Raw genomic sequence first — 13,932 nt, forward strand, 5'->3', positions numbered from 1 at the left:
TGCGGGCCGAGGCTCAGCCGGTGATGGGTGGCATCACCGCCTGTTCATTCGCATTGCCGCGATGAATTTCCTGCTCGCCCGAGCGCGCGAGCAATTCCATCAGCTTCTTGCGAATGAGCATGCCGGGCTTGTCGCTCGGCATCGAAAACTCTACGCCGCGCCGGCGCATGTCGATGACCGCATCGGCATCGGTCGATTCGAGAATCTCCTTGTCCTCGCGCGTGATGATCTCGTCGAATTCGATCAGCATCTGCGCCGGGCAATCCTCTTCGCGGTCATTGCGAAACAGCCATTGGCACAGCTGAATATGCTCGTCGTCGATCGGCGTGAAGCAATTGATGATGATGTGCCGCACGCCCGACGGATATTCGATATCGAGCCGGCGCGAGAACGGCGTGAAATAGGCATTGCGCATGTGGCGCGTGGTCACGGCATCGGTCACGCCACTGATGCGATGGTATTTGGCCGGATTGGCCGCCGCGATGATCGTCTCGGCGCAAAAGCCGGCATCGTTTTCCACCAGCTCGTACTTGCTCGGCCTGGGCTGATCGAACACGCCAAACGTGGCCCGATGCACAAAGCTGAAATGCGAATTGTCGAAGGAGTTTTCCAGCGCACGCATCGGGCTGGTATTCCAGGTCTCGTAGAACTGGAAGATGGTGCGGAATGCCGGATCGTCGAATTCCGGCACCGGCGGAATGTCGGCAATCGGCTTGTCGAGCGCGACCCAGGCATAGCCGTATCTGGCCACGCAGCGATAGGCCGGCGTGCAATAGCCGTCCGGCACCGGCTTGCCATCTTCGAGTTGCGGAATATGGATGACGCGACCGGCGCGGTCGTAGGCCCAGCCGTGATAGCCGCATTGCAGCGCGCCCTTGAGCTTGCCTTCCGACGGGCAGAAGCCCATTGAAAGCCTTGCGGTGCGGTGGCAGCAGCGGTCCTTGAGTGCGGCGGGCTCGCCGTTTTCATCGAGGAAAAGAACGATTTTTTCGCCGAGCAGGGTGAATGGCTTGGGGCCGTCAGCCAGCTGGCTGATCGGCATGACTGCATGCCAGAACTTGCGAAAGATGGGTTGCCGGGTGGTCAGCATGAATGCCTCGCATCTTGAAGTGGGGAATCAGCCCCCGGCTGGCCGCATTGCGCGGCACAGCCTTGGGGCGCTTCAAGAGCAATTTCCGGCCGTCTCGCGGTGGGAACCGACGCGAATGCACTTGTGTTGTGCGCGGCGGTGACGGGACGGTGAACGCTTCTACTCTCTAATTTTTGAAAAGCAGTAAGCGTGCCACTTAATGCCAGATTTTTTCAAAAATAATGTTTCCTAAAATTCCAGTTATAAGGCTAAACGAAATCGAGCCAATGAATGAGAGCCAATTGATTTTTTGTTGGCGATCGCATTTTTCTTTATATTGCTCGGATTTTTTTGTGAGTAAGATATGACTTTGCTGGTGTCGTCCAGCTGTTGTTCCCACCCAGAGCATAATGCCGATGGTGAGTATTCCTGACGTTAGTGCAAAGAGTGTTGCGGTGGTGTAGAAGCTTTGCCATGTTCCATTGGCGATCATCTTTAGGATGTGATCGATTTTTTCGGGTTGTGTATTGGTGGCGATTATGTTGTTGATTTCTTTTAGTTGTTCTGTCTTGAGTGAAATGGCTTGTTGTATGCAAGTGCTTATAGATCCAATAAAAAATGCGCATCCTGAAAGCAGGGCGATTTTCCCACTGTGTCTTTGACAAAATTGCTGTAAATCGTTTTTGGGGTGAAATATATGTTCGATGTGGCCGGACAATAAGGCTTCTATATCTGCGCCCCATGTTCTGGCTGTGTGTTTAATTCTAAAGGTTGCTCCTCCTCCGCCGATAAATTTTGATAGAGGGATTACGGGTGAGTCTGATGATGAAAATAATTTAATGGCGCCTTCTAGTTTGGTTATAAACGAAATGTCAATATCTTGTTTTTCCGGAGTTGTTCTGTCTCGAAAGGTGACGAGAAATTGCCATGATAGATGCACTTGCGTTGCAATGAGTGGACGAACTTCGGAATAAGTCTGAAAATCATGGAGGCTGGTTAATAAAATTGAACTATTGTCATCATAAATAAGCCTTGCTGTGAATTGCAGCAAATGCGATTCATTTTGCTGTGCAATTCGTTGGGTAATGAGTTGATGTGTATTGGCAATATCTGTATGTTTGAGTTCAAAATGCCCGTAAAAACCTTTTGATATTGTTTGCGGTTTGCCTAATAGACTCTTGATGAAGCTACTGAAATCTTCTTGCGTGCAGGGTAATGCTACGGCATATTGCGGAGATGTCTTGCTTTGTCCGATGTATTCGTTCTTGTTCATTTCTTCTCCTGTAATATTAAATTATAAATTTTTTCTGGTGAATGCTTCGTGAATATTTTCACAAATTTCTTTTATTGAAAACGGTAATGCACTTTCTATTAAAATTTTGAACTGGTTGAGTGTGTGATTATTAAAATTTGGCATTGCAATAATAAAATTCATAAGGATATGAAGCTCTTCCGTGCGATTAGGGCTGCATTATTTAATCGCCTCAGATTTTCTAGGCTGATCGATTGATCGGTAAGGTAAACCCCGTCACCAACCCCGTCCCAGCCAGCACCAACCCGCTCCCAGCCACCGTGTGCCAACCCACCGCCTCGCCCAGAAACATCACCCCCCAAACCGTCCCGAACACCGGCACCAGAAACGTCACCGTCAGCGCCGACGCCGCGCCCACCTCGGCGACGAGCCGGAAATACAGCAGATAGGCCAGCCCGCTGCACAGCACGCCCAGCGCCGCGACGATCGCCAGCACATGCCATTCCGGCACGGCCGCCGGCAGCGGCGCCGCAAAGGCCATCGGCAGCGCGAACAGCGTCGCGGCCCACATGCTTCCGCTCGCATTCGCCACCGGTTCCACGGCGCGCGCCGTCCTGGCATAGACCGACGCAATCCCGTAGCAGCAGGCGGCGCCGAGCGAGGCGAGGATCGCCAGCCCGGCGCCCGCCGGCAGATGCAGGCTTTCCACGCCGGCGATCAGCGCCACGCCGACCACGCCGCAAGCCAGCCCGAGCAGCGTCCTCGGCGCGAGGCGGGTGCCGGTCATCGCGGTGCCGATGAGCGTGGCCCAGGTTGGCGCGGTGGCGTTGAGGATGGCGAGCAGCGCGGTCGGAATCACCTTGGCCGCCACGCCGATCAGCACGAAGGGCAGGGCGGTGTTGATGAAGCCCAGGAACACGAAATGCCGCCAGTGCGCGGCCAGCCCGAGCGGCTTGCGCTGCCAGCGCGCGACGCCCCACAGAAACAGCGCCCCGAGCGCGATGCGGCTCAACGCCAGCAGCCCCGGCCCCAGCACCGGCGCGCAGATGCGCATGAATGGAAACGACGCGCCCCAGATGGCGGACAGGCAGAGCAGGCGGACGAGGTTGGCGGTGTTCATGACGCGGCGCGGCGATTGACGGGCGCCGAGTATCTCCGGGCGGTGCGCTGCGCCGGCTGCGCTTGCAGTTTCGGGCTGTATATTTCCTCAGTACCCCAACGCCGCCGCAAAAATGTCCAGCTCCCGTCCCGCCGCCGACACCGATCCGCTCGCCACCCTCAACCCGGCCCAGCGCGAGGCGGTCGAATACGGCATCGGCGCCGCGCGCGCGCATGAACGCGCCGCGCTGCTGGTCATTGCCGGCGCCGGCTCGGGCAAGACCAACACGCTCGCGCACCGGGTCGCGCATCTGGTCGCCAACGGTGCCGACCCGCGCCGCATCCTCATGCTCACCTTCTCGCGCCGCGCCTCGGCCGAGATGACGCGCCGCGTGAGCCGGCTGCTCAGCCGTCGCCTCGGCCTGCGCAGCGATGCCGCCGAGAGCTGCCTCGACTGGGCCGGCACCTTCCACGCCATCGGCGCGCGGCTGCTGCGAGACTTCGCCGAGCGCATCGGCCTGGCGCCGACCTTCACCATCCACGACCGCGAGGACTCGGCCGATCTGCTCAATCTGGCGCGGCATGAGCTGGGGTTTTCGGCCAAGGCGCGGCGCTTTCCGACCAAGGGCAGCTGCCTCGCGATCTATTCGCGCGTGGTCAACACCACCGACGAGCTCGACGCGGTGCTGAAGGCGTCCTTCCCGTGGTGCCTGGAATGGGAGGCCGACCTGAAGAAGCTGTTCGGCGCCTACGTGGTGGCCAAGCAGGCGCAGAACATCCTCGATTACGACGATCTGCTGCTGTGGTGGGCCCAGCTGATGGAGGTGCCGGAGCTGGCCGCCGAGGTGGCGGCGCGCTTCGACCATGTGCTGGTCGACGAGTACCAGGACACCAACCGGCTCCAGGCCGCGATCCTGCTGGCGCTGCGGCCCGACGGGCGCGGGCTGACGGTGGTCGGCGACGATGCGCAGAGCATCTATTCGTTCCGCGCCGCGACGGTGCGCAACATCCTCGACTTCCCGGCGCAGTTCGCTGAAGCCGCGCGCGTGGTCACGCTCGACCGCAATTACCGCTCGACCAAGCCCATCCTCGACGCGGCCAATGCGGTCATCGGCCTCGCTGCCGAGCGCTTCACCAAGAACCTGTGGACCGAGCGCGAATCGACCGCGCGGCCGCGCATCGTCACCGTCTACGACGAGGCCGAGCAGGCGCGCTATGTGGCCGGCGCGGTGCTTGAGCGGCGCGAAACCGGCACGCCGCTCAAGCGGCAGGCGGTGCTGTTCCGCAGCTCAAGCCACAGCGCGCAACTGGAGATCGAGCTGACGCGCCGGAACATCCCGTTCGTGAAGTTCGGCGGGCTCAAGTTTCTGGAGGCGGCGCACATCAAGGATTTGCTGAGCGTGCTGCGCTGGGCCGACAACCCGCGCAACCGGCTTGCGGGCTTCCGCGTGATGCAGATGCTCGCGGGCATCGGTCCGGCGACGGCGGGCAAGGTGCTGGACGCGATGGATGCGAGCGCGACGCCGTGGCTGGCGTTCGATGTGTTCGAGCCGTCGGCAGCGGCGGCCGGCGAATGGGCCGGGCTGCGCGCGCTGATGCAGGCGCTGCGCACGCCCGCCGGCTGGCCGGCCGAAGTCGAGCAGATCCGCCGCTGGTACACGCCGCTGATGGAGCGCCGCTTCGACGACGCCGCCGTGCGCGAGACCGACCTGCTCCAGCTCGAATCCATCGCCGCCACCTATCGCAACCGCGAGCGCTTTCTGACCGAACTCACGCTCGACCCGCCCGATGCCAGCAGCGACGAATCGGGCGTGCCGCTGCGCGACGACGACTACCTGATCCTGTCCACCATCCACTCCGCCAAGGGCCAGGAATGGGAGGCGGTGCATCTGCTCAACGCGGTCGACGGCTGCCTGCCGTCCGACATGGCGACCGGCTCCGAGGCCGAGATCGAGGAGGAGCGCCGGCTGCTCTACGTCGCCATGACGCGCGCGAAGGACGCGCTGCATCTGGTCGTGCCGCAGCGTTTTCATGTGACCCAGCAGGCGCCCGGCGGCGACCGCCATGTGCTGGCGGCGCGCACGCGCTTCGTGCCGGCCGGGCTGCTCGCGCTGTTCGAGCAGGCCAGCTGGCCGCCGCCGTCGCCGCTGTCGCGTGAGGCGGCGGCGCTGGCGCGCGAAGCCGCCAGGCGCCCGGTGGTGGATGTGGCGGCGCGGCTGCGCGGCCGCTGGAGCTGAGGCCGGCTCAGGTCCAGAACGCCATGCCGCCCCAATGGAAGAAGCCGCCATAGCCCGGGTTGTGCACATTCGAGTCGACCAGAACCATGTGATAGGGCGCGTCGAGGTGATGCCAGGTCCATTTGCCGGCGCGTATCGCAGCGGCCCCGGGATTGATGCGGTCGGCCATCGAGAAATGCTGAGCCCGGCTGCCGTTCGGCGCGATCTTCACGATTCTGCCGTTGCGCGTCATGCCCGACTTGGGATTGACCGCCTGATTGACGCCGGTGGTCAGATCGACCTGCGTGCCGCCCAGAATCGGATTCTTGTTGCCGGCGCCCACATTGTTCGAGAAATCGATATTGAAATTGCCGCCCAGTGTGTAATCGAAAGGATAAGGACCGCTGCGGTCGGAGCGCATGGTCAGATTCTTCAATACCATCTGGATCGGCGCATTCACGCCTGAGTCGAATGTCTTGCCATTTCTGGCATAGGGATGATGGCGATGTTCCCTCAGCCGGCGATAACCGGGCACTCGCCCGCCACCGTCGCGCAATTTGTCGCGCCCAAAGCCGAAATGGACGGTGTCCGAATAATCGGGATCGCTGGCCTCGTCGTCGCTGGCATGAACCGATTCCTCGTCCGAGCTGCCGCCGCCGAGCGTGGCTTCTTCCGATTCGCCGTAATAGACGGCATACCGTTGCGGGTTGCCCTCGATCTGCGATTCATAGCTTTGGCGCGTCGGCCCTTCGAGATCGCCTTCGACCGGCAGGCGTGCCCTTTGCGGCTCGCCATCCACATGGCCATCGTCCTCGTCCTGGTCGACATGCCCGAAATCGACCGCCACTCGCTGGACCGGCGCGGCTCCGCCGCTGGCGCCACGCTGGCCGGCCAAGTCGCCCGATCCGACGGTGGCGAGTGCGCGGCTGCCCATCGCATCGGCCTCGGCTTCGAGCGCGCGGTCGTCGTTGACCGACGGGCCGCCCTTCATCTGCCGCGTGGGCTGAACCCGGCCCTGGGCCTGCTGCACCACATGCCAGGCCTCATGCGGCAAATGTTTTTCCTGACCCGGTGCCAGATGAATCTCGCTGCCTTGCGCATAGGCATGAGCATTGAGCTGGGCCGGCTCGGGCGAGTTGTAATGCACTTTCACGCTGTCGAGGCTGATTCCCGACATCGATTCGATTCCCGATTTGAGCTGATCGGGCAAGCCGGTGTCGTTGGCATGCCGCGATTCGGCCAATTGCGCGAGCGGTGCGCCGCCGGCATCGGCACGCGCTTGCAGGTGGCGCAATTGCATCGCCCGCGGACTGGCCTCGGCCAGCGCCATCAGGCGCAATTGCACAGCTGAATCGATGCCGGCACGGCCGGCGCCGGCCGATGGCCGCGCCGCCGCTGCAATTGCGTCAACCGGCTGCTTGGCGTGAATGGTTTCATTCATCTGGAAAATCTCCGGAGCGATTCAATGCCGTCGGCCCGTGCCATTCGCAGGCTTGGCAGATCTTGCTGCAATCGATGCTGGATTCGCATTGGCTTTGGCCAATGGGATCGGCGGGCCGGGCGGAGCCCGGTGTAACTTGCGGTTTCCACTCCAAGAGGCCCGCCATGTCCGAATCCCTCCACGCCGATCGCTACGGCATTCCGCCCAGCCTGCATGTCGATGTCTATCTCGAAGGCGAGCGCGAGTTCTGGCGCCTCGACGAACCCACGCTGGTCAGCATCGACGGCCAGCCGCTGGTGCTGCCGCCCGACCTGAGCCCGGCCAATCTGGCGCTCGGTCAGGTCATCGAGGCGGCCGACGGCGCGACCGTGGTGCTGCTGCTGCGCGACCGCGTGGCCACCGCGCCGGGCGCCGCGCCCAATGCCTATGTGGCGATCGCGCGCCGGTTTGCGCCGGGCGCGCCGCCGGTCTGCGTCTACTTTCACGACGCGCTCGATTCGGTCGATGCGGCGCTCGCCGCGACGCTCTGACGCCGGCGCGCGCCTGCCATGAACGCCGCCAGCCTGCTGGTCGGCACCGCGTCCTGGGCCGCGCCCGGGCTGATCGCCACCGGCCGCTTCTATCCGCCCGGCTGCGACAGCGCCGAGGCGCGGCTTGCGCATTACGCCTCGGTGTTTCCGCTGGTCGAGGTGGATGCGAGCTGGTATGCGCTGCCCACGCCGGCCCGGACCGAGCGCTGGCGCGACCGCACGCCGGCCGGTTTCATCTTCAATTTCAAGGCCTTCCGGCTGTTTACCGGCCATGCGACCGCGCCCGAGGCGCTGCCGGCCGATCTGCGCGCGGAGCTGGGCGCGGCGCCCGGCACGCGGCTCGGCTATCGCGATGTGCCGGCAGCGATCCGCGCCGAGTTGTGGCGCCGGCAGGCGCTGGCGCTGGCGCCGCTGGCGGCGGCCGGCAAGCTCGGCGCGCTGCTGTTCCAGTTCGGGCCGCAGCTGCACGGCGATGCGCGCGGCCGGGCCCATGTGCAGCACTGCCTGCAAAGCCTGCATGAGCACTGGCCCACCGCCGCGCCGCCGGCGACGGTCCAGCCCGGCCTGTTCGACGCGCCGCCCGCCGCGCCCGCCGGCGCCGCGCCGATCCCGCCCATGGCGGTCGAATTCCGCGACCGCAGCTGGTTCGCCGATGGCCGCAGCGCCGCCGCCACGCTCGACTTCGAGCGCGAGCTGGGGCTGGTCAATGTGGTGGTCGACGGGCCGCAAGGCCACCGCAACACCGTGCCCGCCGTGTGGGAAGTGACCCGGCCCGAGCTGGCCATGCTGCGGCTGCACGGCCGCAACGAGGCGGCCTGGGCCAACACGGCCGCCGCCAGCTCCGGCGCGCGCTTCGACTATCGGTATTCGCCGGCCGAACTGGCCGAGCTGGCCGACCGCGCCCGGCTGCTCGCGCTCGATGCGAAGCGCACGCATGTGGTGTTCAACACCAATCGCGAGGACCAGGGGCCGCGCAATGCGCTCGGCTTTGCGCAGGCGCTGGCCGGCTGAGGCCGGCGTCATTCGCTCAGCGCCTTCCAGCCCTCGTTGGCGACCAGTTCGACCAGGCGGGCGTGGATGGCCTTCAGCAGCGGCACGGCGGCCAGCTGGGCCGCGACCGCAAGCATGTATGCGGTGTCTGCATCACCGGTTGGTTCTTCATTCTTCCTCTTGGCGTTGAGGGCGCGCAGCGCCAAGCCGGTGCGCTGATCGAGCGTTTGGGCGACGGTGTAATCCGGCTCGGCAGGCGGCCGGCTACCGAACACCTCGAACACCATCGTCTCCACCTCACTGAAGGCTTCGATCATCAGATCCTTGTCCAGGGGAGAGTCGCTGCCCTTCAGGTTGTTCAGCCCTGCGGCTTCGAGCGCGGCCGCCAGCGCCGTCGCCAGCCGGTTCGCGCCCGAGAACGACTGGGCCTGGAACACGTACTGGTCGTCGAGCGGGATCGACTGCTCGGCGGCGGCGGTCCCGGCGCTGCGGCGCGGCGCGGCGGCGACCGAGTCGGCCGTGTAGGTCTTGCTCGCCTCGACGCGCAGCCGCACGCCATTGGCGTCGATGCCGGTCGGCACCGAGGCGAGCGGCGCGTACACCGCATCGATCGGTCGCTCGCGCCCGGCCAGTCCGCGGATGGCGGCGTTGTAGACCGCCCGGCCCTCGGAGCGCTGGGTGCCCCAGGGATTGGGCGCGCGGCCGGTCTTGCTCTTGCGCGCGGCGGCATAGGTGTCGCTGCGGATGAGGAAGTTGGGCTCGGTCGGATAGGTGAGCGTCGGCGCGACCTCGTGCACCGCCTGGCGGATCGCCAGATCGACCGCGTTGGAGCGCACCGTGTGCCGGTAGTCGTCGGGCTCGGCGTAATGGTCGGGGTCGGCGGTGAGGTTGTAGCCGCCGATCACCATGTCGGGCAGCGCGTCCGGATCGGTCGCGCGGCGGGCGTCGACGATCTGGTCATAGGCTTCGAGCACCGGCAGCCACTGCTCCTCGTCCTGCGGATCGCGCGTGAGCGTCTCGAAATCGGGCGCGTCGGCATCGAGCGAATGCAGATAGACCGGCTTGGCGCCGTTGCGGGTCAGATGCGCTTCGAGGCCGGCGGTCTCGTCGGTGACCAGCCCGCGCAGAAAGCCGTAGGGCACGCCGTAGTCGTTGCGCTGCTGGTTGAAGGCGGCGCGGATCGCCTCCTTGTCGGTCACCGTGCTGCGCACCGGCTCGGCCGGCAGCGCGTCCTCCTCGTCCGATTCGGGCGTGACCACCGAGACCCAGCGCAGCGTCTTGCCACCGTGGCTGCCGGTCTCGATCAGCCGGCCCAGCTCCAGCGTGGTGACGGTGCCGATGCCGTCGAGCTCGTACGAATAGCCCCAGGTAAAGCCGTTGACCTCGGACGACACCAGCTTGCCGACGCTGGCGGCGCTTGCCTTGGCCACGCCGCGCACCTTGTCGGCCTGGTCGCTGGCCTTGCCGTCGAAGGCCTGCTTGCTGTTGATGCCGAAGGACACGCCGAGCCGTCGCTGGCGTTCGGCCTCGGGCCAGCGCTGGCTGCCGGTCACGTACCTGGTGGCGAGATTGGCGGCGTCGTTCTCGCCCGAGTAGACGATGGCCAGCCCGAGGTAGCCGGCGCGCTCGGGTTCCTTGCCTTCCGGCGGCTTGCCGTGGCGCGAGCTGTCGGTGGCGACGACCTTGAGGTTGTTGCGCAGCGCGCCGTCGCCGTCCTTGATCTTCACCGCCTCCTCGTCCGTCGACGGCGGCAGCACGACTTCCAGGATCGGGGCGTCGGCTTCGCTTTCCGGCGCCTGGCCGATGCCGGTGACGAGGCTGCTCTGCGCCCGCTTGTCCTTGATCGGCAGGCCGGCGCGCTTGAGCCGATCGGCCGGCGGCTGCGCCTTCTTCTTCGTTGCCGACGGCGGCCCGTCCGACACCGGCTTGGGCGCGAATGCCGCGACCGCCGCATCGACCCGATCGAACACCTCCGAATAGCGGTGCTTGTCGTCGAGCAGCGCATCCCAGTCGACCAGTCGGCTGTATTCGGCGGCGCCGTGGGCGGCGGCCTCGCGCTCGAAGCGGCGCCGCAGCAGGCCGGCGTCGATGCTGGTCATGGCCTGCACCGGCGCGCCGGCCGTCGGCAGCAGCCGGCCCAGCGCGGCGCGCTGCGCGGTCATGCGCGGACTGCTGTCGATGCGCTCGGCCAGCGCGCGCTGGGCGGCGTGGCTGCGGCCGGCGCCGCTGCCGCCGGCCGTGCCCGGCGTGGCCAGCGCCGCCGGCTGGCGCGGATCGCGGTCGGCCGTGGCCGGGGGATGCAGAGGCTCGTTCATGGCTGCTCGGTGCGCGGATTGAGGTATTCGTACAGCGCCCACAGCAGCAGCGCCGCGATCAGCGCGATGAAGGGCGCATTGCCTTCGCGCACGCCGGCCAGCGCCGGATCGCAGCTGAGCATGCCGAGCGCCAGCGCGGTGAAGACGATGCCGCCCAGCATCAGCCCGAGCAGATAGCGCCGGCCCCAGCGCTGCACCCGGCACACCGCCCAGTACAGCGCAAAGCCGGCCAGCTCCAGCACGCCGAGCGCCTCGACCGCGATGCGTAGAGGCCAGCGGTTGGGGCAGAGCAGGCCGCAGACCGCGTTGTCGCCGCGCCGCCGGCTGTCGACGAAGGTCTCGACCAGCTTGTCCGGCAGGTCGATGCCGTGGGCCGCGAGCGGCAGCGCCCAGAAGCCCACGCCGCCGAAGTTGTTCTGCGCATAGGCCAGATCGTCGAGCAGCTGCACCTCGTCGTCGACGATGGCGCTGCCCGGCTTGCCGTAGGTGCCGGGCGTGAGGATCGGGATGAGCTTGCGGCTCACCACCGTGCGGTTGCTGCCCGACAGCGCGGTCGACAGGTCGATCTTGCGGCGCAGCTCCTTCTTGGTGAACTTGGTCGGCTCGGTCATGAGCACCAGGAATTGCAGCGTCAGCCGGGTGCTGCCGCGGTAGTCGCTGCCGGCGTAGCAGATGCGGTCGCCGCGCATCGACGGCCGCTCGGCCAGCTTGATCCAGTCGAGCAGGCTGGCGAAGTCGTAGCCGCCGGCCGCGTCCGCGTCGGCCGGATCGGCGTCGCGGTCGCCGAGCAGCCGGTCGGGGATGACCAGGTTGAGCGCCAGCGGCCGGTCGGCGGCCTGCATGCGGGCGATCAGCGCCGGCATGAAGGCGCGCATGAAGCGGCGCCAGTCGGCCGGCGCGGTGTAGGGCGCGGCGGCGCTCGTCTTGCCGCTGCCGCCAGCGCCGCCGGCCACGATGGGCGCGGCCGGATCGCGCGCCGGCGGCGGCTCGAAGAACAGCGTGATGCCATCGGCCGAGCCGCCCGGCGCGGTGAAGAAGGGCACATGGCGCTCCAGGTTCGAGGCCGGATCGGTCAGCGGCGTCTCGACGATGCGCATGGCCTGATCGACCAGATTGGCGATCGCGCGCGGCGTGCGCAGCACCGGATCGCCGGCCGGCATCGGATCGCACTGGAGGTTGGGATCGCTGCCGATCAGTGCGGCCAGCGGCGCCGGCAGCACCGAGGGTTTGGCGGCGGGTTTTGCGGCGGCGGGCCTGGCGCCGGCGGCACTGGCGCCGGCGTCGGCGGGCGCGCCGGCGGTGGCCTCGCTGCCGCCGCCGGTCACGGTCATGGGCCCGGCGAGCAGGCGCTTGAGGTCGCCCCACTGGCTGCGGTAGAGCACCAGATCCATCGCGCTGCCGTAGCGGCGCGCGGTGCGCACCGCGCCGGTGACCGCGTCCTGCCAGCGCGCCGGCGGCGTGAGCTGGCCGTCCTCGTCGAACGGCAGCGCGAAATAGCCGATGCGCTTGAACACCCGGAAGTCCAGCGTCGGCGCCGGCGCCTTGGGATCGCGGTTCCAGAACGGGAAGAAGCCGTAGGTCAGGCTCTTGAGCCCTTCGGGCACGCAGTCGCAGCCGGCGCTGGCCTGCCACAGATCGGCCGCCGCCAGCTCGGACGGGAAGGCGTGGCGCTTCATCGCGCGCTGCACCACGGCGCGCCGCAGGTCGTCGGGGAGGATGTCGCGCACCAGTTCGTCGACCGTGAGCCGGCTGCGCGGCGAGCGCAGGCTGGCGCCGGCCGGGCCGGTGTCGGTGGCCGGCGCGGCCACGCCCTCGGGCATGGCGGCGCGCGCATCGCCGGCATTGGCCGGCAGCAGTCCCGAGGCGGCCGGACCGTCGAGCGCGCCGCGCGCCTTGCAATAGCGCTGGCGCGCCAGCACGGCGGCCAGCGGCCAGTTGAGTTCCTCGGCGAACACGCCGCGCGCGTAGTCGCAGGCCACGTCGTCGAGGCTGCTGGCGAATTGCGCCTCGGTCGGGAATTCGACGCCGAGCAGGCGGTTGAGGATTTCCTGGGCCTGCTGGTCGCGCGCGCCGAGCGGCGCGGGCGGGGCCGGCGCGGCGGCGGGATCGCTGCCGGCGGGGTTGGCGGCGTTTGCGGCCGGCGCCGCCGCTTCGCCCTTGATGAGCGCCTCGATGTCGGCCGCGTCGAGCTGCCAGGCCAGGGCTTCGCGCAGGCGCAGGCCGTCGAGCGCGACATCGCCGGCGCCGGGCAGGGTCAGCGGCGCCGGCTGCGCGGCGGCCGGCGCGGATGCCGGTGCGCGCGGCGGCGCCAGCACCCGCAGCGAATAGCTCTGGCGCGCATTGCCGGGCGGCGTGGCGCTGTCGGTCACGCGCACCGCAAAGCGATAGCTGCCGGCGCCGGTCGGCGTGCCGACCAGCCGGCCGTCGGGCGCCAGTTCGAGGCCGGGCGGCAGCGCGCCGTCGGGCGCAAACCGATAGCCCGGCGTGCCGCCACCGGCCAGCAGCCGGCGCTCATAGGCCTTGCCGACGGTGGCACTGGGCAGCCCGACCGACTCGACCACCAGCCGCACCGCGCCGGTCGGCGGATTGGCGCAATAGGCGGCGGCCGCGCCGGGCTGGCCGCAGGCGTTGAGGTCGGTGGCGGCGGCGTCGGCGGCTGGGGAGGCGACTGCGGGAGCGGACGTTGCGGCGGCCGGTGCGGGCGTGGCCGGTGTGGGCGCGGGCGGCGTGGGCGGCGCGGTGGTGGCGGGCGTGGCGGTGGCGGGCAAGGCTGGCGCTGCGGCCGGCGGTGGCGCGGCAACCGCCGGCGCCGCATCCGCCGCCGTGGCGCGGCCGATCAGCGCCGCCGCGATCACGCCAGCCACGCCGGCCAGCACGCCGGCGCCGAGCAGCAGCGGGCGCAGGCCGGGCCGGCGCGGCGCTGGCCGGGAGGCGGCCGGTGCGTGCGCCGCCGGCGCGGCGGCGGGCGGCGCGGATCGATCCGGGCGGGGCGATGGCATCTGGGGCTCCTGCGGCAATTTC

The 13,932-nt window shown here is 67.2% G+C and carries 9 protein-coding genes; 3 read left to right on the plus strand and 6 right to left on the minus strand.

Features of this window, described 5'->3' with window-relative positions; all coding sequences use genetic code 11:
- Positions 1–13: 13 nt before the first annotated feature.
- The 3 genes from B9P64_RS08940 to B9P64_RS08945 form a co-directional block, all read right to left on the minus strand.
- Entirely contained in the window at positions 14–1,090 is a 1,077-nt protein-coding gene (locus B9P64_RS08940) for an aromatic ring-hydroxylating dioxygenase subunit alpha (protein ID WP_085315860.1), read from the minus strand.
- A 196-nt stretch (positions 1,091–1,286) separates the two neighbouring features.
- Positions 1,287–2,342 carry a hypothetical protein gene (locus tag B9P64_RS24310; protein WP_139826218.1) on the minus strand — a complete coding sequence of 352 codons (1,056 nt, stop codon included), beginning with the start codon at positions 2,340–2,342 and terminating at the stop codon, positions 1,287–1,289.
- A 220-nt stretch (positions 2,343–2,562) separates the two neighbouring features.
- On the minus strand, positions 2,563–3,441 hold the full coding sequence (locus tag B9P64_RS08945) for a DMT family transporter (protein ID WP_085315861.1): 879 nt from the start codon (positions 3,439–3,441) through the stop codon (positions 2,563–2,565).
- Positions 3,442–3,553: 112 nt separating this feature from the next.
- Here B9P64_RS08945 and B9P64_RS08950 point away from each other — a divergent pair, with 112 nt between their 5' ends.
- Complete coding sequence (locus B9P64_RS08950; protein ID WP_085315862.1) at positions 3,554–5,656, plus strand: ATP-dependent helicase; 2,103 nt, start codon at positions 3,554–3,556, stop codon at positions 5,654–5,656.
- 7 nt (positions 5,657–5,663) lie between these two features.
- On the opposite strand, the gene B9P64_RS08955 is transcribed toward B9P64_RS08950, so the two are convergent.
- Positions 5,664–7,076 carry an eCIS core domain-containing protein gene (locus tag B9P64_RS08955; RefSeq protein WP_085315863.1) on the minus strand — a complete coding sequence of 471 codons (1,413 nt, stop codon included), beginning with the start codon at positions 7,074–7,076 and terminating at the stop codon, positions 5,664–5,666.
- A 164-nt stretch (positions 7,077–7,240) separates the two neighbouring features.
- Here B9P64_RS08955 and B9P64_RS08960 point away from each other — a divergent pair, with 164 nt between their 5' ends.
- Together B9P64_RS08960 and B9P64_RS08965 are read left to right on the plus strand one after the other, a co-directional pair.
- Positions 7,241–7,606, plus strand: a complete 366-nt coding sequence (locus B9P64_RS08960; protein ID WP_085315864.1) for a hypothetical protein — start codon at positions 7,241–7,243, stop codon at positions 7,604–7,606.
- 18 nt (positions 7,607–7,624) lie between these two features.
- Complete coding sequence (locus B9P64_RS08965) at positions 7,625–8,617, plus strand: DUF72 domain-containing protein (protein WP_085315865.1); 993 nt, start codon at positions 7,625–7,627, stop codon at positions 8,615–8,617.
- An 8-nt stretch (positions 8,618–8,625) separates the two neighbouring features.
- On the opposite strand, the gene B9P64_RS08970 is transcribed toward B9P64_RS08965, so the two are convergent.
- Together B9P64_RS08970 and B9P64_RS08975 are read right to left on the minus strand one after the other, a co-directional pair.
- The gene (locus B9P64_RS08970) at positions 8,626–10,911 is read right to left on the minus strand and encodes a hypothetical protein (RefSeq protein ID WP_085315866.1); all 2,286 of its coding nucleotides are present in this window, start codon (positions 10,909–10,911) and stop codon (positions 8,626–8,628) included.
- Positions 10,908–13,910 (minus strand): Ig domain-containing protein, encoded by a 3,003-nt coding sequence (locus tag B9P64_RS08975; protein ID WP_139826219.1) that lies wholly within the window; start codon positions 13,908–13,910, stop codon positions 10,908–10,910. The genes B9P64_RS08970 and B9P64_RS08975 overlap by 4 nt, the downstream gene beginning before the upstream one ends.
- Positions 13,911–13,932: the final 22 nt, after the last annotated feature.

It is taken from the genome of Derxia lacustris, from assembly GCF_002105195.1.
Lineage (GTDB): Bacteria > Pseudomonadota > Gammaproteobacteria > Burkholderiales > Burkholderiaceae_E > Derxia > Derxia lacustris.